Source organism: Xanthomonas sp. NCPPB 1068, assembly GCF_041479385.2.
Taxonomy (GTDB): Bacteria; Pseudomonadota; Gammaproteobacteria; order Xanthomonadales; family Xanthomonadaceae; genus Xanthomonas; species Xanthomonas cannabis.
Window position 1 is genome coordinate 3,852,663 of the sequence record NZ_CM192986.1, and the last position, 20,847, is coordinate 3,873,509.

At 67.4% G+C, this 20,847-nt stretch carries 13 protein-coding genes, 1 other RNA gene and 1 pseudogene; 9 read left to right on the forward strand and 6 right to left on the reverse strand.

The genetic code is table 11. The features are described from left to right. Positions 1-31: 31 nt before the first annotated feature. From ACCQ12_RS16330 to ACCQ12_RS16340, 3 genes are read right to left on the reverse strand one after another with little or no spacing between them, the layout of a single operon-like run. Positions 32-1,366 (reverse strand): O-antigen ligase family protein, encoded by a 1,335-nt coding sequence (locus ACCQ12_RS16330; RefSeq protein ID WP_372382252.1) that lies wholly within the window; start codon positions 1,364-1,366, stop codon positions 32-34. Continuing rightward, positions 1,347-2,459: a glycosyltransferase gene (locus ACCQ12_RS16335; protein ID WP_372382253.1), complete on the reverse strand. Its 1,113-nt coding sequence runs from the start codon at positions 2,457-2,459 to the stop codon at positions 1,347-1,349. Before ACCQ12_RS16335 ends, ACCQ12_RS16330 begins: the two co-directional genes overlap by 20 nt. A 10-nt stretch (positions 2,460-2,469) precedes the next feature. Then, on the reverse strand, positions 2,470-2,667 hold the full coding sequence (locus tag ACCQ12_RS16340) for a zinc-finger domain-containing protein (RefSeq protein WP_039406274.1): 198 nt from the start codon (positions 2,665-2,667) through the stop codon (positions 2,470-2,472). 679 nt (positions 2,668-3,346) lie between these two features. Here ACCQ12_RS16340 and ACCQ12_RS16345 point away from each other — a divergent pair. Then, positions 3,347-6,691 (forward strand): GH92 family glycosyl hydrolase, encoded by a 3,345-nt coding sequence (locus ACCQ12_RS16345; protein WP_372382254.1) that lies wholly within the window; start codon positions 3,347-3,349, stop codon positions 6,689-6,691. Between the two features lie 299 nt (positions 6,692-6,990). On the opposite strand, the gene ACCQ12_RS16350 is transcribed toward ACCQ12_RS16345, so the two are convergent. Next, a complete protein-coding gene (locus ACCQ12_RS16350) occupies positions 6,991-9,300 on the reverse strand; it encodes an NADP-dependent malic enzyme (protein ID WP_039406270.1) in 2,310 nt (769 codons plus the stop codon). A 211-nt stretch (positions 9,301-9,511) separates the two neighbouring features. Beyond that, positions 9,512-10,858 carry a dicarboxylate/amino acid:cation symporter gene (locus ACCQ12_RS16355; RefSeq protein ID WP_047696964.1) on the reverse strand — a complete coding sequence of 449 codons (1,347 nt, stop codon included), beginning with the start codon at positions 10,856-10,858 and terminating at the stop codon, positions 9,512-9,514. A gap of 419 nt (positions 10,859-11,277) precedes the next feature. Between ACCQ12_RS16355 and ACCQ12_RS16360 the strand changes: the two genes are divergently transcribed. The 8 genes and pseudogenes from ACCQ12_RS16360 (at position 11,278) to ACCQ12_RS16395 (ending at position 20,112) form a co-directional block, all read left to right on the forward strand. Next, on the forward strand, positions 11,278-12,450 hold the full coding sequence (locus ACCQ12_RS16360; RefSeq protein WP_047696965.1) for an OprO/OprP family phosphate-selective porin: 1,173 nt from the start codon (positions 11,278-11,280) through the stop codon (positions 12,448-12,450). A 160-nt stretch (positions 12,451-12,610) separates the two neighbouring features. Further along, positions 12,611-13,462 (forward strand): annotated as a pseudogene (locus ACCQ12_RS16365) (OprO/OprP family phosphate-selective porin); the annotation flags it as partial. Between the two features lie 228 nt (positions 13,463-13,690). Next, positions 13,691-16,336 (forward strand): hybrid sensor histidine kinase/response regulator, encoded by a 2,646-nt coding sequence (locus tag ACCQ12_RS16370; protein WP_372382255.1) that lies wholly within the window; start codon positions 13,691-13,693, stop codon positions 16,334-16,336. Positions 16,337-16,625: 289 nt separating this feature from the next. Next, a complete protein-coding gene (locus ACCQ12_RS16375; protein WP_179455444.1) occupies positions 16,626-17,462 on the forward strand; it encodes a DUF1460 domain-containing protein in 837 nt (278 codons plus the stop codon). A 504-nt stretch (positions 17,463-17,966) separates the two neighbouring features. Beyond that, the gene (locus ACCQ12_RS16380) at positions 17,967-19,037 is read left to right on the forward strand and encodes an aldo/keto reductase (RefSeq protein WP_179455443.1); all 1,071 of its coding nucleotides are present in this window, start codon (positions 17,967-17,969) and stop codon (positions 19,035-19,037) included. A 16-nt stretch (positions 19,038-19,053) separates the two neighbouring features. Further along, positions 19,054-19,599 carry a nuclear transport factor 2 family protein gene (locus ACCQ12_RS16385; RefSeq protein WP_372382256.1) on the forward strand — a complete coding sequence of 182 codons (546 nt, stop codon included), beginning with the start codon at positions 19,054-19,056 and terminating at the stop codon, positions 19,597-19,599. Positions 19,600-19,610: 11 nt separating this feature from the next. Then, positions 19,611-19,976 carry an Atu4866 domain-containing protein gene (locus ACCQ12_RS16390; RefSeq protein WP_372383645.1) on the forward strand — a complete coding sequence of 122 codons (366 nt, stop codon included), beginning with the start codon at positions 19,611-19,613 and terminating at the stop codon, positions 19,974-19,976. Positions 19,977-20,035: 59 nt separating this feature from the next. Then, positions 20,036-20,112: non-coding RNA, sX9 sRNA (locus tag ACCQ12_RS16395), on the forward strand. 86 nt (positions 20,113-20,198) lie between these two features. Here ACCQ12_RS16395 and ACCQ12_RS16400 read toward each other — a convergent pair. Then, entirely contained in the window at positions 20,199-20,837 is a 639-nt protein-coding gene (locus ACCQ12_RS16400) for a response regulator (protein ID WP_047696977.1), read from the reverse strand. Positions 20,838-20,847: the final 10 nt, after the last annotated feature.

Sequence of the window (20,847 nt, forward strand, 5' to 3'; positions counted from 1 at the left end):
GCAGGTGCAGGTGATCGATCGGCCGGCGTCGCTAGCGCGGCGGTGCCTGCTCCGCGTTGTCGTTGAGCAGCGCACCCGCATACAGGCCCGCCAGCATCAGGCTCAGCCCGCCCCAGAAGCTGGAATAGAACGCCAGGTGGGTATTGAGCGGGAACACGGTGGCCACCAGCGCAATCATCGCCGGCCGGGCCTGCTCACGCGCGCCCACACTGGAATAGCGCCACGCACGCCACGCCTGCGCCGCCCCGGCCAGCCACAGCAGCAGGCCGATCACCCCGGTTTCGGCCAGGATTTCCAGCACGATCTGGTGCGCATGGAAGGCCGGGCCATCGCCCCAGGCCGGTGGCTGCGACGGCGCCGGATTGCAGGCCGGATACGCCTGCCTGAACCCGCGCGCGCCGACGCCGTTGAAGGGATGCTCGCGAATCATGCACAGCGCGGCGCCCCAGATCTGGCCGCGCCCGGACAACGCGTGGTCCACGCCCTGCTCGCCGTTGCCGAATGCCAGTGCCGTGCGCTGCAGCCGCTCGCGTGCCTGCGGTGCCACCGCCACCACGGCCCCGCCCAGCAGCACACCGGCCACGGCCACCACCACCAGACGGCGGCCGCCCAGCAATTGCCAGCCCGAGAGCAGCACGATCACGCCGTAGGTGATCCACGACGCGCGCGAACCCGCCAGCACCAGCACCACGCCGACGGCTGCCGCCGCGCCCGCCCAGGCCCAGCGATTGCGCCGCCCCAGCGCCAGCAACAGAAACGGCGACAGGCTGGCCAGGGTCTGCCCGAACTTGAGATTGCACGGCCCCAGCACGCCGCTGAGGCGGTCCACCAGCGCCAGCTCCTGCGGCGTGCACAGTCCGTGACCGCTGATCAGCTGCTTGAGTTCATCCAGCGCGAAGAACAACGGGCTGATGCCGAAGGCAGCCTGCAACAACGCATCCAGCGTCCATACCGCGCCGATCACCGCCAGGCCGGTGAAGGTCCGGCGGCGGCGCTGTGCATTGGCCACCGCAATCGCGCACAGCCACATGAAAGGCAGATAGCGCAGGTCGGTGGCCGACTTGCGCAGCGCCCGCCCGGCATCCACCGCATCCAGCGCCGACAGCATCTGCGGCAGCCAGTAGGCAAAGAAGAGCACGCTGGTCAGCGCCCAGGCGGCGCCGCTGAGCAGGCCGGTGCCGCCACGGAAGCGGGCATGCGCCAGGCGGTAGGCCGCGAACAACGCGCCCAGCGACAGCACCGTTTCGGCCAGCCCGGGCGTGGGCCACAGGGCGACGAACAGGATCACCCACAGCGGCGCCCAGCGCCCGACGTCGGGCGTCAAGACAGGCGCTTGCGCGATGGGCTCAGCGGCGGAGTTCGTCATAGACCTTCAAGGTGGCCGATTGCATGGCCTGCAACGTATAGGGAAGCACCGCCGGCGGCGCGGGCGGGCGCTGCAGGAGCCCGAGCGCCCGCGCGTGCAGCGCGGCGGTATCAAAGGCCGGCACCGCGCCGGCAGGCTGCAGCTCGGCGAGCAATTCGTCAACGCCGCCATGCGCCCACCCCAGGACCGGGCGGCCCACCGCCAACGCTTCGACGACAGTGCGGCCGAAGGCCTCGGGCTTGCGCGAGAGCTGCAACACCAGATCGCTGGCGGCGTAGGCCTCGGCAATGCGTGCGGTGGGCTCGGTGAAGGCGACCGCCGCGGCCACACCCAGGCGCGCGGCCTCGGCTTCCAGTTCGCGTACATAGGCTTCGCGCCCGGGCTCGCGCGCGCCCGGCAGCCATAGCCAGGCCGGCACGCCGGACGCGCGCAGCGCGGCCAGCAGTTGCAGGCCGTCGGCATGGCCCTTCAGACGGGTGCCGCGCCCGGGCAGCAGCAGCAACGATGCGTCGGCCGGCAGGCCGGGCAGCAGTGTCTGCGCCCAGGCGCGCGCGCGCCGGTCGGCCCCGAGGCGGCGCGGAAACTGCGCGATATCCACACCGCGCGGGATGATGCGCACGCGCGCCGGGTCGGTCTGCGGGTAATGCGCGCGGACGTAGTCACTCACGGTCTGCGAGACGCAGATGACCCGCTCGCCATAGGTCATGACCGCGCTGTAGCGGCTGGGCGAATTGAGCCCGTGCACGGTGGTGACAAAGCGTGGCCGGGTCGCGGCCGGCATTCCGCGCAACGCGTACCAGCCCAGCCAGGCCGGCAGGCGCGACCGCGCATGGACGATGTCGGCACCGAGCTCGGCAAACAACCGGCGCAGGCCGACCACATGCCGCAGGGTCAGCAACGACTTGCGGCCGATATCCAGGGTGAGATGCTCGCCACCGGCATCCAGCAACGGCTGCACCAGGCGCCCGCCGGCCGATACCACCACCGCACGATGCCCGGCACGCACCAGCGCCGCGGCAATTTCCAGGGTGGAGCGCTCGACGCCGCCGGACTGCAGCGCCGGCAGCAATTGCACCACGGTCAGGCGGTGCATCCGGCCAGGATCAGTCGGCGAGCACGAACAACGCGCCGCAGTACGGGCACTTGGCTTCGCCGTTGGGTTCGTCTTCGATCGGCAGGTACACGCGCGGATGCGAGTTCCACAGCGCCATCTGCGGCGTCGGGCAGCTCAGCGGCAGGTCTGCCCGTTGCACGGTGTAGCGCGTTTCGGCATTGGCGGGCGCGGTGGCGGTCTGGCTCATGGCGGTGCAGTCGGGAAACGAAGACAGAGCGCGGATTCTAGCAGCCTGCCCGCACCCGCAGGGTGGCGCGGTTGCCGACGCTGTGCCCTACCGGCATGCGGTGTGCTCGACGGCCCGCGGCAGGCCTGGGGTGGAGACGGCGTGTTGCCGCGGGCAGACGCGGTGCCTGGGCGCCTGAAGCGGCATGGGCCATGCATGGATGATGTCGATTGACGCGCATCGATGATCTGCAGCACGACGTCGCTTGATGTGCGTACTGCCTTCTGCAGTGACGCAACGCCATGGCTGGTGACTACGCGGCCTTGCCTGCCATGCGCATCATGCCCTCCTCCTTGCGCTGCGAGATGGTCAGCCGAGTCGATCAGCGGCGTGGCAGCTTCCGCGTCGCAAGCCACTGAGTGCCAGACGCCGGTCAAGACACACGGTGACACCTGCGCAGCCCCGATCGGATCTGCCCGCGGTGCCTCCTCCACACGCGCGCCGCGCGCCGGGCCAGGCAGTGCACAGCTCGCTTGCGTGCCTTGCGTGTTTTGTCCACGATCGGCCAGCACCGGCGCTGCGGCGACCACGCCGGCAGGACCTGGTTGGATCGCCACGCGCAGGTCCGAGCGCTGCAACTCGGCGCTGCGGCTCCGCGCAACACTGCGCGCCCTCGGACGCCCCCAGGAGAAATCAGCACGTGAGTCTGTCTGTCGTTGTGCGGCACTTGCCGTTGGTTGCGGCGCTGGCCGTCGCCTCGCTGCCTGCAGGGGCCGCCACCGGCTTTGCAAGCTCGTTCGAGCAGGGCCAGCCCGTGCCCGCCGCGGCAAGTGCTGGCGGGGTGCAGATTGCGCTCGGCAATGGTCCTGCCGCGCCCTCTGCGGCCAGGCCAGGTGCCGGGTACAGCGGCGCACGCGCGTTGCGCTACGACAGCAGCGGTGCCGGCGGCCGACGTGTGTTGTTTGCCACCGATCTTGCAATCGATGCGCAGACCACGCTGTCGTGGATGGTGCTGCCGGAAAGCGTCGGCAGCGATCATGTGGCATCGACGTATGTGTCGCTGGATCTGGTGTTGGACGACGGCACGCGGTTGTCCGACACCCTGGCGCGTGACCAGCATGGCGTGGCCGTGGGAGCGCGTGCGCAGGGGCTGTCGAAGACGCTGTACCCCCAGCAGTGGGCACGCAAGCAGGTGCGGCTCGGCGAGGTGGCTGGTTTGCGCGGGCGCCGTGTGCGTGCGATCGAGCTGGATCTCGCACCACCTGCTGGCGCAACCGCTGCCGGCTGGATCGACGACGTGGCCATTGCCGATGTGCCCGTGATCGCGCCCGCGCGGCCATCGGATCGGGTGCTGACCACACGTGGCACGCACTCCAACGGCACGTTTTCGCGTGGCAACAACTTCCCGGCGACGGCGGTGCCGCATGGCTTCAACTTCTGGACACCGGTGACCGATGCCGGGACGCTGACCTGGCTGTACCGGTGGAACGAACACAACGATGCGGACAACCGGCCGCGCCTGCAGGCGCTGTCGCTCAGCCATCAACCCAGCCCCTGGATGGGTGACCGGCAGACCTTCCAGGTCATGCCTTCGCTCACTGCCGGGGTGCCGGAGGCCGATCGCGGCAAACGCGCGCTGGCGTTCTCGCATGCCAACGAGGTAGCGCGCCCGTACCGCTATGCGGTGCAGTTCGATAACGGCCTGCATGCCGAGATCGCACCGACCGATCATGCGGCGCTGTTCCGCTTTCGCTTCCCGGCGCGAGGCGATGCCAATCTGCTGTTCGACAACGTGGATGCACGCGGCGGGTTGCGCCTGGATGCGGCTACCCAGACGCTGGCTGGTTACACCGATGTGCGCAGCGGGCTGTCCACCGGGGCGACGCGCATGTATGTGTATGCCACCTTCGATCGCCCGTGGAAGGGCAGCGGCCGCATCGACACCGGCCGGCCCACCGGTTGGATCAAGTTCGATGCCGGCAGCGCGCGGCAGGTGCAGATGCGCATCGCCACCTCGCTGATATCGCTCGACCAGGCCAGGCACAACCTGGCGCTGGAAATCGCTCCGCAGGCCAGTATCGAGCAGGTCGCCGCGCGTGCGCGCGATGCCTGGGATGCGTTGCTCGGCCGTTTCGAGGTTGCCGATGCGACGGACGATCAGGCCACCACGCTGTATTCCAACCTGTATCGGCTGCACCTGTACCCGAACTCGGCACACGAAAACGTCGGCAGCGCCGACGCGCCCGATTGGCGCTACGCCAGCCAGAACAGTTGGTCGGACGACAACATCGATGGCAGCGCGGTGCGCAGCTTTGCGCCGATCCGCGATGGCCGGGTCTACGTCAACAACGGGCTGTGGGATACCTTTCGCACCGCATGGCCGGCGTATGCGCTGTTTGCACCCGACCAGGCCGGAACATTGGTACAGGGGTTCATCGAGCAGGCGCGCGCCGGGGGATGGATTGCGCGCTGGTCTTCGCCCGGCTACGCCGACCTGATGGTGGGCACCAGCTCGGACGTGGCGTTTGCCGATGCCTGGCTCAAGGGCGTGCGCGGCTTCGACCCGGCCGAGGCGTACGCTGCGGCGCTGAAGAACGCCACCGTGGTGCCGCCGGATCGGCATGTGGGCCGCAAGGGCATGGCGCGCTCGACCTTCCGCGGCTATGCCGACACCGACACGCACGAAGGCATGTCGTGGTCGATGGAAGGCGCGCTCAACGACTTCGGTATCGCCAACATGGCCGATGCCTTGTCCAGGCAGGCAACCACCGCACACGAGCGTGAGCGCTACGCAACCGAAGCGGTGTACTTCCGTCATCGCGCGGCCGGCTATGCGGCCCTGTTCGACCCCTCCGTGGGTTTCTTCCAGGGCCGCACGGCAGATGGTGAGTGGCGGGTGGATGCCGCGCACTACGACCCGCGCGTGTGGGGCCATGATTACACCGAATCCAGCGGCTGGACCTTTGCGTTCACCGCACCGCACGATGGCCAGGGACTGGCCGCGCTCTACGGTGGCCGTGATGCCCTGGCGGCAAAGCTGGACCGCTTCTTTGCCACGCCCGAAACCGGCGAAGCCGCGTTTTCCGGGTCCTACGGTGGCGTCATCCACGAAATGACCGAGGCACGCGACGTGCGCATGGGCATGTATGCGCACAGCAACCAGCCGGCGCACCACATCCCGTGGATGTACCTGTATGCCGGGCAACCGTGGAAAACACAGCAGCTGACGCGTGAGATCCTGGCGCGCCTGTACCTGGGCAGCGAGATCGGCCAGGGCTATGCGGGCGACGAAGACAACGGCGAAATGTCGGCGTGGTACCTGTTCGCATCGCTGGGGCTGTATCCGCTGCGCATGGGCGCGCCGGAATACGTGATCGGCTCGCCGCTGTTCAAGCATGCCAGCGTGCGGTTGCCCAATGGCGGGACACTGGTCGTCAATGCACCGCAGAATTCGCCGCAGAACGTGTATGTGCAATCGCTAAAGGTCAACGGCAAACCCTGGCGCAAGACCTGGTTGCCGCATTCGGCCATTGCCGACGGTGCGAGGCTGGACTTCGAGATGGGACCGGCGCCTTCACGCTGGGGGAGCGAGCCGGAGGCTGCGCCACCGTCGCTGACGCCAGCCGGGCACCGCCCTGCTCCGTTGCATGACCTGCTGGGCGCCAACGCACGCGTGACGTCGGCCGATGGCCGCGTGCTGGCGGCATTGCATGACGATGATGCCGGCAGCGCGAGCGCGGTGTCGCCGGCCACGGTACTGACGTTGAGCGGTCTTGATCGCGGTGAGGCCACGCTTTACACCTTGAGCAGCGGCAACGCCGCGATTGCGTCGGCCGGCTGGACGCTGGAAGCACGCACAGCAGAAGGCACGTGGCGCGTCGTCGATGCGCGCCGCGAGGAGCGTTTTCAATGGCCGCTGCAAACGCGTCCGTTCCGGATCGCGACGCCGGGTTCGTATGCGGAGTATCGGCTGCGTTGGACGGCGCCCGCGCGTGCGCAGGTGGCGGAAATCGAGTTACTGGGTGCAGTGCCGGATGGGCGCTGAGGCCTGAGGTCTTGAACGTGATCGGTTGGGATGACGACGATGCACGACGCCTGGCGCCTGTGTCGCTCTCCATCGCTTTGGGTGGTCGACGCTGAGTCGATACCAAGGGTAGGCCTTGCCCTCACCCCAACCCCTCTCCCGCGGGGAGAGGGGCTTTTGAGTCGTTGCTGCGGGCTGGGCACTGAGTTGTTGGGCGCCCTGCAACACCATGTCGTGCGCGAGACTTGTTGGCCGTTGTCTTGTCGACCGAGCGCTTGTCGCTTCAACTCAAGCAACGCTCGGTCAACCAAGTCTTTGACTCAGTCGTTGCCTTTCTCGGTTGCCGCCTTTTCCGCGTCGCGCTGCCTGCGGATCTGCGCATCCACGGCGGCGATCGCGGTCATGTTCATCACCCGGCGCGAGGTGGCGCTGGTGGTGAGGATGTGCACCGGCTTGGAGATGCCCATCAGGATCGGGCCGATCGCCACGCCGTCGGTGAACACGCGCACCAGGTTGTAGGCGATGTTGGCCGCTTCCAGGTTCGGCAGCACGAACAGGTTGGCGCGGCCCTTCAGCGTGCTGTTGGGCATGATCTGCTTGCGCAGCGCTTCGTCCCAGGCGGTGTCGCCCTGCATTTCGCCGTCGATGTTGAGCTCGGGCTTGCGCTTGAGCAGCGCTTCGCGCACCTGGCGCATCTTCAGTGCGTCGCGCGAGTCGTGGCTACCGAAGTTGGAATGCGACAGCAGCGCGATATTGGGCTCGATACCGAACAATTTGAGACGATACGCCGCCTGCAGCGTCGCTTCGACCACTTGCTCCACGGTCGGGTCTTCCTGCACATGCGTGTCCAGGAAGAAGAACACGCCCAGCTGGTTGATCACGCCGGTCATCGCCGAGGTGGAGCTCACGCGCGGTTCCAGCGGGATCACGCTGCGTGCATAACCCAGCTTCTTGTGGAAACGGCCAACCACGCCGGACAGCATCGCGTCGGCTTCGCCGCGTGCCACCATTACCGCGGCAATCAGGGTCGGACGCGAGCGCATCAACTCCTTGGCGGCGGTGACGGTCACGCCGCGACGCTCGGTGAGCGCGTGGTAGTACTGCCAGTATTCGTTGAAGCGGGGGTCGTCGAGGATGTTGGTGATCTCGAAGTCCACACCGGCGGTCAGGCGCAGGCCCATGCGTTGGATGCGCGCTTCGATGACGTCCGGGCGGCCGATCAGGATCGGGAACGCCAGGCCTTCGTCGACCACGTTCTGCACCGCGCGCAGCACCACTTCTTCTTCGCCTTCGGCATACACCACGCGCTGCTTGTCGGCGCGGGCGCGGTCGTAGACCGGCTTCATCATCAGGCTGGTGCGGTAGACGAACTGACCGAGCTTGTCGCGGTAGGCCTCCATGTCGGTGATCGGGCGCGTGGCAATGCCCGAGTCCATCGCCGCCTGCGCCACGGCAGACGACAGCTCCACCAGCAGGCGCGGGTCCAGCGGACGCGGAATCAGGTATTCCGGGCCGAAGCTTGGGGTCTCGCCGCCGTAGGCTGCGCCCAGGTCGGAGGCCTCGCGCCGCGCCATCGCCGCGATCGCCTTGACGCAGGCGATCTTCATTTCCTCGTTGATGCCGGTGGCGCCCACGTCCAGCGCACCGCGGAACAGGTACGGGAAGCACAGCACGTTGTTGATCTGGTTCGGGTAGTCCGAGCGGCCGGTGCCGATGATGCAGTCCGGGCGCACCGCCTTGGCCGCCTCCGGGGTGATCTCCGGGTTGGGGTTGGCCAGCGCGAAGATCACCGGTTGGCGCGCCATGCTGGCGACCATTTCCGGCTTGAGGATGCCGGCCGCCGACAGGCCCAGGAAGATGTCCGCGCCTTCGACGATTTCGGCCAGGGTGCGTTTGTCGGTGTCGCGCGCGTAGCGCTGCTTGTCCGGGTCCAGGTCGGTACGGCCGGTGTGGATCACGCCGTCGCGGTCCAGCGCCAGGATGTTCTCCGGCTTCAGGCCCAGCGAGACCAGCATGTTCACGCAGGAAATGCCGGCCGCGCCCATGCCGGTGGTGGCCAGCTTGACCTCTTCGATCTTCTTGCCGGTGACCACCAGCGCGTTGAGCACGGCGGCGCCGACGATGATCGCGGTGCCGTGCTGGTCGTCATGGAACACCGGGATGTTCATGCGCTCGCGCAGCTTGCGCTCGACGATGAAGCACTCCGGCGCCTTGATGTCTTCCAGGTTGATGCCGCCGAAGGTGGGCTCCAGGCTGGCGATGATGTCCACCAGCTTGTCCGGGTCGTTCTCGTTGATTTCGATATCGAACACGTCGATGCCGGCGAACTTCTGGAACAGCACGCCCTTGCCTTCCATCACCGGCTTGGACGCCAGCGGGCCGATGTTGCCCAGGCCCAGCACCGCGGTGCCGTTGGTGATGACCGCCACCAGATTGCCGCGCGCGGTGAGCTCGCTGGCCTGGGTGGGTTCTTCGACGATCGCTTCGCAGGCGAAGGCCACGCCCGGCGAATACGCCAGCGACAGATCGCGCTGGGTCAGCATCGGCTTGGTCGCGGTGACCTTGATCTTGCCGGCCGGCTGCTGGCGGTGATAGTCGAGGGCGGCCTGTTTGAAGTCGTCGGTGGACATCGGCTGTGTGGGTCTCGAAGGCGCAGGAGGGCTGAATTCTACCCCCCTGCCTGAACAAGGGCCTGTCGCGCAGCTGTCAGCGCGGCAGGGAGATTCATGCTGCAGCGCGGCGTTCGGCGTAGCCGGGTTGCAGCGCAGAGCGGCTAAATCAATGTAAAACGGCCCTGTACCCCGCCGGACATGCCGACGGAGAACAGGGCCGTAGGAAGCATCAGCGCGCGCTGATCGGGGCGACGACGTCGGTCGAGCCCACCGGGGCCTGCAGCGGCGGCGAGCCGCCGTCCAGCACCAGCTTGAGCTGGTCGCGGTTCAGCGCATTTTCCCAGCGCGACACCACCACGGTGGCCACTGCATTGCCGATGAAGTTGGTCAGCGAGCGGCACTCGCTCATGAAGCGGTCCACGCCCAGGATCAGTGCCATGCCGGCCACCGGCACGTCCGGCACCACCGACAGCGTGGCGGCCAGGGTGATGAAGCCGGCGCCGGTCACGCCGGCCGCGCCCTTGGAACTGAGCATCGCCACCGCCAGCAGGGTGATCTGCTGCCCCAGGGTCAGGTCCACGTTAGTGGCCTGGGCGATGAACAGCGCCGCCAGGGTCATGTAGATGTTGGTGCCATCCAGATTGAACGAGTAGCCGGTCGGCACCACCAGGCCCACCACCGACTTCTCGCAGCCGGCCTTTTCCATCTTTTCCATCAGCGAGGGCAGCGCCGACTCCGAGGACGAGGTGCCCAGCACCAGCAGCAGCTCGGCCTTGAGGTAGCGGATCAGCTTGAGCACCGAAAAGCCGCACAGACGGCAGACAACGCCCAGGATCACCAGCACGAAGAACAGCGAGGTCAGGTAAAACGAACCCACCAGCCAGGCCAGGTTGACCAGCGATTCCACGCCATACTTGCCGATGGTGAAGGCGATCGCCCCGAACGCGCCGATGGGGGCGGCCTTCATCAGGATGTGCACCAGGCGGAACACCGGGGCGGTCAGCGCTTCCAGGAAGCTCAGCACCGGACGGCCGCGCTCGCCCACCAGGGCCAGCGCAATGCCGAACAACACCGCCACGAACAGCACCTGCAGGATGTTGCCATCGACGAAGGCGCTGATCAGCGTGGCCGGGATGATGTCCATCAAAAAGCCGACCAGGCTCAGCTCGTGCGACTTCTGCACGTAGGTGTTGACCGCGCTCTGATCCAGCTCGGCCGGGTTGATGTTCATGCCGGCGCCGGGCTGCACCACGTGCGCCACGATCATGCCCACGATCAACGCCAGCGTGGAGAAGAACAGGAAGTAGGTCATCGCCTTGGCGAACACCCGGCCCACCGTCTTGAGGTGGGTCATGCCGGCGATGCCGGTGACGATGGTCAGGAAGATCACCGGGGCGATGATCATCTTCACCAGCTTGATGAAGGCGTCGCCCAGCGGCTTGAGGCTTTCGGCGAAGGCCGGTTCGAAATGGCCGAGCAGGGCGCCGAGGACGATGGCCACCACGACCTGGAAGTACAGCTGGCGGTAGAAGGGCACGGACGCCGGCAACGGGCCGGCAGGCTTGCTGATGTGCATGGCACCACTCCGAGGGAACTGGAGGGTGCCTGAGCAGGCACCCGGTGCGGGCATTCTGGCCGCACGTCACAGCCCGGGCCGATAACCCATTGGTACTACGGATGCGCCGCAGCGCCGCGGGCGCCTGCCCGGTGCCGCGCGGCATGCGTTGCAACCCCGTGCCAGACAAGGACTTTCTGCACGACCTGCCGCGCCGGCGGGGGGCGCGTGGACACCGCGGGCACCCAGCTGCAGCACTGTCCGTCGGATGACCCTGGTCTTACACTTCAGCCGCGCCGCCGCAGGCCGTTAATTGCGTTTAACGCAGACACCGATGTTTCTGTGCAGTCGCCGTCCGGAACCTGCGCGCTTGCTGAAGCTGTTCACCGCGATCGCCATGGCAGGACGCCCGGCCCCTTTCCTAGCCGAAGACCATTCCTATGCGCCTCAACCTGCTTGTCCTGGCGTTGGCTCTCGCCATCGTCCCCGCCGCTGCCACTGCAGCCACCTCGATCGAAAACTGGCCGACCAAATACACCTTCGGTGATGGCACCGAGCTGGGTCTGACCGGCAACTACGCCTACGACGACAACAACTTCTCCGGCGACGATCGCCTGGAAGACCGCACCGACTTCCGTCGCAAGGAATTCGGCGCCACCATCAAGAAGAAGGGCGTCTACGACGCCATGGTGTACTTCGACTTCGAGGCCAAGCTGTGGCTGGACGTGTTCTACCGCTTCGAGACCAAGGCGCTGCTGGGCCAGGACTATGGCCGCGTGCGCCTGGGCTACATGAAGGTGCCGGTGGGCCTGGAAGCGGTGCAGAGCTCGCGTGCGGGTAGCTTCATGGAACTGGGCCTGCCGGTGCAGGCGGTGTTCCAGGGCCGCCGGACCGGCGTGGAATGGACGCTGGAGCGTCAGCAGTACCTGCTGCAGGCCGGCGCTTACGGCGGCAAGGACCTGCAGGGCGACAACCCGGGCACCACCCAGGCCGTGCATGCGGCGTGGACCCCGGTCAAGGCCGAAGGCGACGTGCTGCACCTGGGCATCGCCGGCTCGATCGAGAACCCGCGTGGCTTCAGCGACGGCCGCGGCGTGTCGTTCAGCCCGCGCGTGCGTCTGCGTGCCCGCCCGGAAGCCGGCCTGACCGACGTGCGTTTGATCGACACCGGCACCATCCTGGATGTGGACCACGTGATCCGCAGCGGCGTGGAAGCGGTGTGGATCCATGGCCCGTTCTCGCTGCAGAGCGAAGCGCTGCGTGCCGAAGTGGCGCGTAATGCCGGCCAGCCGCACTTCATCGCGCAGGGCCAGTACGTGTACGGCACCTGGTCGCTGACCGGCGAGTCGCGCAGCTATGCCGGCGGCGTGCCGGGCAACCTCAAGCCGGCGCACGACTACGGCGCGGTGGAGCTGACCGCCCGCTACAGCCGCCTGAACCTGGAAGACAACAACGTGCACGGCGGCCGCCAGCACGACACCACCATCGGCGCCAACTGGTACCTCACCAGCCACTTCAAGTTCCAGGCCAACTACAGCTGGGTGGATTCCTCGCGCAACGGCGTGCATGAGACCCCGCACGTGATGGAACTGCGCGCGCAGGTGCAGTTCTAAGCAGCGCCGGGGCGCTGCAAGGCGCCGGCCATTCGCTCCGGCGCCAACTGCAGCGGAGTCATTGCCGGGCAGCGGTTCGCCGGTGCATTGCCGGCATCGCGTAGCGCACTCGGTGTTCGACACGGCCGCATCCGCTCACGGGTGCGGCCGTTCTCGTTGCCAGGACTATGGCCGCGTGCGCCTGGGCTACATGAAGGTGCCGGTGGGCCTGGAAGCGGTGCAGAGCTCGCGTGCGGGTAGCTTCATGGAACTGGGCCTGCCGGTGCAGGCGGTGTTCCAGGGCCGCCGGACCGGCGTGGAATGGACGCTGGAGCGTCAGCAGTACCTGCTGCAGGCCGGCGCTTACGGCGGCAAGGACCTGCAGGGCGACAACCCGGGCACCACCCAGGCCGTGCATGCGGCGTGGACCCCGGTCAAGGCCGAAGGCGACGTGCTGCACCTGGGCATCGCCGGCTCGATCGAGAACCCGCGTGGCTTCAGCGACGGCCGCGGCGTGTCGTTCAGCCCGCGCGTGCGTCTGCGTGCCCGCCCGGAAGCCGGCCTGACCGACGTGCGTTTGATCGACACCGGCACCATCCTGGATGTGGACCACGTGATCCGCAGCGGCGTGGAAGCGGTGTGGATCCATGGCCCGTTCTCGCTGCAGAGCGAAGCGCTGCGTGCCGAAGTGGCGCGTAATGCCGGCCAGCCGCACTTCATCGCGCAGGGCCAGTACGTGTACGGCACCTGGTCGCTGACCGGCGAGTCGCGCAGCTATGCCGGCGGCGTGCCGGGCAACCTCAAGCCGGCGCACGACTACGGCGCGGTGGAGCTGACCGCCCGCTACAGCCGCCTGAACCTGGAAGACAACAACGTGCACGGCGGCCGCCAGCACGACACCACCATCGGCGCCAACTGGTACCTCACCAGCCACTTCAAGTTCCAGGCCAACTACAGCTGGGTGGATTCCTCGCGCAACGGCGTGCATGAGACCCCGCACGTGATGGAACTGCGCGCGCAGGTGCAGTTCTAAGCAGCGCCGGGGCGCTGCGAGGCGCCGGCCATTCGCTCCGGCGCCAACTGCAGCGGAGTCATTGCCGGGCAGCGGTTCGCCGGTGCTTCGCAGGCATCGCGTAGCGCACTCGGTGTTCGACACGGCCGCATCCGCTCACGGGTGCGGCCGTTGTCGTTTGGGCGCCTGTGCATCGCGCGCTGAGGCGATGGCTGCGCGATCCGGCGGCAGCCCCCCATACTTGCCGGCATGTATGCCTCGCAACGCCGCCGCCTGTTGCTCACCCTGGTCATCGTGCTGGGCGGCATGGTCGTGGCCATGCTGGCGGCCGGGCACTTCGTCGAACAGAGCGCACTGCGCGAGGAAAGCGCCACCGTGCGCCGGCAACTGGGCCTGTATGCGCAGGCGCTGCAGCAGCGCATCGACCGCTATCGCACCCTGCCGCAGATCCTGGCGCTGGACCCGGAGCTGCGCGCGGCCGTCTCCGGCCCGCTGTCGGCCGCGCAAGTGGATCAGCTCAACCGCAAGCTCGAACGCGCCAACAACGTCACCCGCTCGTCCACGCTGACGCTGATCGACCGCGGCGGCATTGCGCTGGCGGCCAGCAACTGGCGTGCGGCGCGCAGCAATGTCGGCGTGGATTACGCCTTCCGCCCGTATTACCAGCAGGCGCTGGCGACCGGCAGCGGCAGCTTTTACGGCATCGGCATGACCACCAGCGAGCCGGGCTATTTCCTGTCGCAGGCCATCGTCGATTCGGCTGGCCAGGTGCAGGGCGTGGTGGTGATCAAGATCGCGCTGGCCGCACTGGAGCGCGAATGGCTGCAGACGCCGGATATCGTGCTGGCCTCCGATGCCCACGGCGTGGTGTTTCTGGCCAGCCGCGCGCGCTGGCGCTACCGCATGCTGGCACCGCTGACCCCACGCGACCGCAACGAATTGCAGAGCACCCGCCAGTACGCCAACCAGGGCCTGCTGCCACTGCGGCGCCGGCTGATCGAGCAGACCGGCAATGGCGGCGTGCTGGCCGATGTGCTCGACCCGCCGCTGGGCGCGCCGGTGTTGTGGCAGACGCAGCAGGTACCGGAAAGCGGCTGGCGCCTGCATCTGCTGCACGACACCCGCGCCAGCGCCGCCGCCGGCCGCGCCGCCGCCATTGCGGCCGCAGGCGCCTGGCTGGCACTGGCGTTGCTGTGGTTGTTCGTGCAGCAGCGTCGCCGCCTGTCGGCACTGCGCCAGCGCAGCCGGCACGAGCTGGAAACCCTGTTGCAACAACATGCCGAAGAACTGCGCACCGCGCAGGACGGCGTGGTCGCCGCCGCGCAGCAGTCCAATGCCGGCTTGAGCCGCAGCCTGGAGCATCTGCCGCAAGGCGTGGTGGTCATCGACGAGGCGCTCAATCTGGTGGCGTGGAATTCGCGCTATGTGGAGCTGTTCCGATTCCCGCCGGAGCTGCTCAAGATCGGCCGGCCGATCGAAGACCTGTTCCGCTTCAATGCGCGTCGCGGGCTGTTGGGGCCCGGGCCGATCGAAGCGGCGATCGAGCGGCGGCTCAATCACCTGCGCAGCGGCAAGCCGCATATGCGCGAAAGCGAGAAGGAAGACGGCACGGTGCTGGAGATCCGCGGCAACCCCTTGCCCGATGGCGGATTTGTCACCAGCTACGCCGACATCACCAGCTACAAGAACGCCGCACGCGAACTGCGCTCGCTGGCCGATGCGCTGGAGCACCGCGTGGAAGAGCGCACCCGCGACCTGGCCGCCGCCAAGCGCGAGGCCGAAAGCGCCAACCGCTACAAGACGCGGTTTGTGGCCTCGGCCGTGCACGACCTGCTGCAACCGCTCAATGCCGCGCGCATGTTCGTGTCGGTGCTGCGCGGGCAGGTGCGCGAGCCCGGCAGCGCGCGCGTGGTGGACAACATCGATGGCGCCCTTGCCGCACAGGACGCCATCCTCAACAGCCTGCTGGACATCTCGCGCCTGGAGGCCGGCAGCCTGAACACGCAGGTACGCGACTTCGCCCTCGCGCCCCTGCTGGAGACCCTGGCGCGCGAGTTCGGCATCCTGGCCGAAGACCGTGGCCTGGTGCTGGACTGGGTGCCCACCTCGGCGGTGGTGCTGAGCGACGAGAACCTGCTGCGCCGCATCCTGCAGAACTTTCTGTCAAACGCGATCCGCTACACGCCGCGTGGGCGCGTGCTGATCGGCTGCCGTCGCCGTGGCGGCTGGTTGCGCATCGAAGTGCACGACCAAGGCCCGGGCATTGCCGAGGCGTTGCAGCAGGAAATCTTCGAGGAATTCCGCCGCCTGGACGACGGGGTTGCCAACGACCGCGGCGCCGGCCTGGGCCTGGCCATCGTCGAGCGCATCGGCCGCCTGCTCGGCCACCGGATCGGGCTACGCTCCACCCTCGGCAGCGGCAGCGTGTTTTCGGTCAGCGTGCCGCTGGGCGACCGCGCCGCCATCGCCGCCGGGTTGCCGCCGCCCTCACCCACGGCCGAACACGGCAACGACCCCATCCTGCACGGCTGCCGCGTGTGGTGCGTGGACGATGACCCGCGCGTGTGCGAGGCCACCCGTGCCCTGCTGGAGCGCTGGGAATGCCGCGTGGATTTTGCCGGCGGCCCGGATGAGGCGCTTGCCACTGCCAGCGCCGACGACGCGCCTGAGCTGGTGTTGCTGGACGTACGCATGGGTGGGCATTACGGCCCCATGCTGTTGCCGCAACTGGTGGAGCGCTGGCAACGCGAGCCACGCATCATCCTGATCACCGCAGAGCCGGACCCGGCATTGCGCGAGCATGCGCAGGAATTGGGATGGGGGTTTCTTTCCAAGCCGGTGCGCCCGCCCGCGCTACGCGCGCTGATGACGCAGATGCTGTTGCGCCGCGGGTGAAGCCGCGTGCCACGTCCCGACCGATGTCGCGTCGCGCGCCTGCGCTGATTCCGTGTGCAAATGTCGGCTTCTTTACTGTGTAAATCGCGACATTATCTCGGTGTTTCTCATAATTGCTATGCGGGGTTTCCTGTCGCCTGTTGCGCTACAGTGGCAACCGAGCGCGCGCTTTCTCAGCGAATAAACACGCAGACGATTGCGACACCGTGCACCGCCTTTGCAGTGTTGCTGGTTTAGATTCCACGCTTGCGCGTTGGTCGATTTCCTCCCCCCGGACGATGGAGTCACCATGTTCAGACACACGTCACTGCTAGCGGCCTCGTTGCTGTCTGCAGGCTGCGCGGCGAGCCTGCCCGCACAGGCGGCCACGCCTGCGGCGACCGTGCAGCCCGTCGGGCCGATCCGTGCGGACTTGAACCCTTACACGGTGCAGCGCTTGAACACGGTGCTGGACCAGGTTTCCCGGCACCGCGGCCTGAGCGCGGGGCATCTGATCAAGCGCATTTCCGCCCTCTTTCTCGACACGCCTTACCAGGCCAACATGCTGCAGGGCTCGGCGACGACGCCGGAAAAGCTGATCATCGATTTCACCGGTCTGGATTGCTTCACCTATCTGGATTATGTCGAAGCCGGGCGCAGGGCGTCTTCGCAGCAGGATTTCGTTGATCGGCTGGTGCTCACCCGCTATGTCGATGGCATCGTCGGCTTTCCCTATCGCAAGCATTTCTTTTCCGACTGGGTCGCCCGCCCCTACGAGCTGGCCGACGACATCACCGCCACGCTCAGCCCTGCTGCAGTCAGCGTGGACAAGGCGCTGAATCTCAAGGCCGATGGCAGCAACTACCTGCCCGGGTTGCCGATCGTGCAGCGGACCATCACCTACATCCCGGCCGCTGCCGTGGACAGCAACGTCGTGCGCCAGCTGCGCACCGGCGACTACGTCGGCAGATACTCGCCCGCGGCCGGGCTGGATGTCAGCCATGTCGGCATCTTCCTGATGACCGACGCCGGCCCGGTGCTGCGCAATGCGTCCTCGCGGCCGGAAAACAACAAGGTGGTGGACTCACCATTCCTGGAGTACGTCGCCAGGACCGCCGGCATCGTGGTCTACCGGCCCAAGCCCTGACGTCGCCACGCGCGCAGAGCGCTGTCATACCCGTTGGCTTGCGTGGTTATTGCGACGGCCGTTGTAGGAGCGGACCTGGCCGCGAGGGCTCGCCCGTCACCGGGAAAGGCCCTCGCGACCAAGGTCGCTCCTACAGGAGCAAGGGCAGCCTGGGATTATGCGGCCGTTGTAGGAGCGGACCTGGCCGCGAGGGCTTGCCCGTCACGGGAAAGGCCCTCGCGACCAGGGTCGCTCCTACAGGAGCAGGACAGCTTGGGCTTCTGTACTTGCGTCTGTACTTGCGTCCGCGCCTGCGTCCGCGCCTGCGTCCGCTTGAACCTCGCCTCCTGACCTCAACACGCACCCAGCCACGTCGCTGGGTCACGCAATCAACGTGGCGGCGCGGTCGGGACCGTGGATCCGGACGATCAGGCAAGACTCCCGGATAACCGGGCTCACGCTGGTCGCACTGCCAGCGGCAAAGTGCATCGCATGACGCACAACGCCACTGCCGGGAGACACCCCATGACACAGACACATTCGCTGGATCGCTATCGCCTGCTCGGCCGCTCGGGGCTGCGGGTGTCGCCGCTCGCGCTGGGCACCATGACCTTTGGCGAGGCGTGGGGCTGGGGCGCGGATGCGGGCGAAGCCAGGCGCATCTTCGATGCCTACGCAGACCGCGGCGGCAACTTCATCGACACCGCGGTGAACTACACCAACGGCGGCTCCGAACGCATCCTCGGCGAGTTGATCAAAGGCCGCCGCGAACGCTTCGTGCTTGCCACCAAATTCACCATGGCGCGCGACGCGAGCAACATCAATTCCGGCGGCAATCATCGCCTGAATCTGATCCGCTCGGTCGAGACCAGCCTGCGTCAGCTCGACACCGATCGCATCGACCTGCTGTACCTGCACGCCTGGGACTTCACCACCTCGCCGGAGGAAGTCATGCGCGGGCTGGACCATCTGGTCCAGGCGGGCAAGGTGCTCTACATCGGCATCTGCAACACGCCGGCCTGGCGGGTGGCGCAGCTGCAGACGCTGGCCGACCTGCGTGGCTGGTCGCCGCTGGTGGCGCTGCAGATCGAATACAGCCTGGTCGAGCGTAGCGTCGAACACGAACTGATGCCGATGGCGCGCGAACTCGGCCTGGGCGTGTTGCCGTGGTCGCCGCTGGGCGGCGGCATCCTGACCGGCAAATACAGCCGCGCGGACCTGTCCGACGACAATTCGGCAGATGTGTCGAGCAGCCGCAAGGGCGTGATTGCCTCGACCGGGCATCTCAATGCGCGCTCGCTGGACATCGCCGATGCGGTCGGTGCGGTCGCCGCTGAAGTGGGCGCTTCCCGCTCGCAGGTGGCGCTGGCCTGGACCTTGCGCCACCCGGCAGTGGTCTCGCCGGTGATGGGCGCACGTACCCTGCAGCAGGCCGAAGACAACTTCGGTGCGTTGGACATCGGGCTCAGCGACGACCAGCTTGCGCGCCTGGAGAGCGTCAGCGCCTTGCCGCCGATCTTCCCCGAACGCTTCATCGGCAGGCCGATGGCGCAGCAGTTGATCTACGGCACCCATCCGCTGCAGCTGCGCAGCTGATCGCCACGGAGCAGCCATGACCAGACCTTCAGCCATCGCGGCGGCAGCGCTGCTTGTCGCCGCAACGTTCGCAGGCAACGCCGGTGCCATCTCGAAGGACGCTGCATCCGCAGAGGTTTGCGCGGGGCAGCCGGCACACGTGTGCAACAAGCGCATCGTCGAAGCGGCATTTGCGCAGTGGCAGGCCGGCGGCAGCGACCTCTTTCAAACGCTGCTGTCGCCCGAGGTAGTGTGGACCATCGAAGGTTCCGGCCCAAGCGCAGGCAGCTTGCGCGGCAGCGATGTGTTGATCGCCACCGCAGTCCGCCCGCTGGCCGAGCGCCTGGCCTCGCCACTGCGCCCGGTGCAGCAACGCATCTGGGCCGATGGCGAGCATGTCATCGCGCAGTGGGAAGGCGTGGCCACGCTGCGCGACGGCGGCAGCTATCGCAATCGTTACGCATGGATCATGCGGATGCGCGACGGCAAGGCTGTCGAGGTCAACGCGTTCCTGGACCTGCCCGCCTACGACGCCGTGCTGCAGCGCGGTCAACGCCCCATGCAACGCAGGGCCAGCCCATGAGCGACATGCCGATGAAAGCCGCCATTGCGGTGGCGCTTGGCGCCGGCTGTGCGCTCGCCTGCCCGTCGGTGGTGGCCACGCAGCCGGCCAAGGCCACCAGCACATCGCCACAACACTCAGGACACACCATGCAAGCGCACCCGTATATCGGCATGTGGGTCACCGGCGACGGACGGATCCGGCAGGAATTACTGCCGAACGGCCGCTACGACGAGGCCCGCGGCACACGCCAGAGCGCCTACCAGGGCCGCTACGAAATCACCGGCACTCACATCGATTACTGGGACGACACCGGGTTCACCGCCGATGGCCAGTTCGTCACCGACGACGAGCTGCATCACGGCGGCATGGTGTTCTATCGGCAGCCGCCAGCGTAGAGCGACCAGCACAACGGCCGCGCAGTCGTCAGGCGGGCGCGGCCGGTGCCCGGTGCGGCATGGACCACGCGTACATTGCGGCTCTGCGCGCGCTGTGCATAACCACCTGACGATTGCTCGCTACGGTGTTGCAGTCGCACTTGACGGGCGGGCGCACTGGCTGCGTGCGCGGTGCGCCATGTGTGGTGTGGCTGCAGGCCGCAACCCGCAGCGCACGCGCAATCAACCCTCGCCTTCCGGCTCCAATGACTTGACCAGCACTGCCGCCTGCGTGCGGCTATAGCAGTCGAGCTTTTTCAGGATCGCGGTGACATGCACCTTGACGGTGTTTTCGGCCAGGCCCAGTTCGTGCGCGATCTGCTTGTTGAGCAGGCCATCGGCCAGGCTCAGCAGCACGCGAAATTGCTGCGGGGTGAGCTGGGCGAGTTTGGCGGCCAGCTGCGCATCGGCTTCCGAGCGCTCGGCGGTCATCGGCGGAAACCAGGTGCCGCCATCCAGCACGCTGGCTACCGCCGTGCCGATCGATTCGGCCGGAGTGGATTTGGGAATGAAGCCGGCCGCGCCGAACTGCTGGGCACGCCGGATCACCCGCGGATGATCGTTGGACGAGATCACCACCACCGGGATGTCCGGGTGCTCGCCACGCACATGCAGCAGCGCCGAAAAGCCGCGCGCGCCGGGCATGGCCAGGTCCAGCAGCACCAGCTCGGCCTGCGGGTGCGAGCGCAGCATCGCGCTCAACGTGGCGGCGCTGGACGCTTCCACGACCTGCGCCTGCGGCAGGGTCTGCTGCAACACATGGATCACCGCCGCACGGAACAGCGGGTGGTCGTCGGCGACGAGAATGGTGAGATCGGCCATGCGCCAAGTC

Coding starts and splice junctions, on each gene's coding strand:
- ACCQ12_RS16335 (WP_372382253.1), bottom strand. CDS start 2,459: ATGCACCGCCTGACCGTGGTGCAATTGCTGCCGGCGCTGCAGTCCGGC.
- ACCQ12_RS16380 (WP_179455443.1), top strand. CDS start 17,967: ATGACACAGACACATTCGCTGGATCGCTATCGCCTGCTCGGCCGCTCG.
- ACCQ12_RS16330 (WP_372382252.1), bottom strand. CDS start 1,366: ATGACGAACTCCGCCGCTGAGCCCATCGCGCAAGCGCCTGTCTTGACG.
- ACCQ12_RS16385 (WP_372382256.1), top strand. CDS start 19,054: ATGACCAGACCTTCAGCCATCGCGGCGGCAGCGCTGCTTGTCGCCGCA.
- ACCQ12_RS16350 (WP_039406270.1), bottom strand. CDS start 9,300: ATGTCCACCGACGACTTCAAACAGGCCGCCCTCGACTATCACCGCCAG.
- ACCQ12_RS16355 (WP_047696964.1), bottom strand. CDS start 10,858: ATGCACATCAGCAAGCCTGCCGGCCCGTTGCCGGCGTCCGTGCCCTTC.
- ACCQ12_RS16340 (WP_039406274.1), bottom strand. CDS start 2,667: ATGAGCCAGACCGCCACCGCGCCCGCCAATGCCGAAACGCGCTACACC.
- ACCQ12_RS16375 (WP_179455444.1), top strand. CDS start 16,626: ATGTTCAGACACACGTCACTGCTAGCGGCCTCGTTGCTGTCTGCAGGC.
- ACCQ12_RS16400 (WP_047696977.1), bottom strand. CDS start 20,837: ATGGCCGATCTCACCATTCTCGTCGCCGACGACCACCCGCTGTTCCGT.
- ACCQ12_RS16370 (WP_372382255.1), top strand. CDS start 13,691: ATGTATGCCTCGCAACGCCGCCGCCTGTTGCTCACCCTGGTCATCGTG.
- ACCQ12_RS16360 (WP_047696965.1), top strand. CDS start 11,278: ATGCGCCTCAACCTGCTTGTCCTGGCGTTGGCTCTCGCCATCGTCCCC.
- ACCQ12_RS16390 (WP_372383645.1), top strand. CDS start 19,611: ATGAAAGCCGCCATTGCGGTGGCGCTTGGCGCCGGCTGTGCGCTCGCC.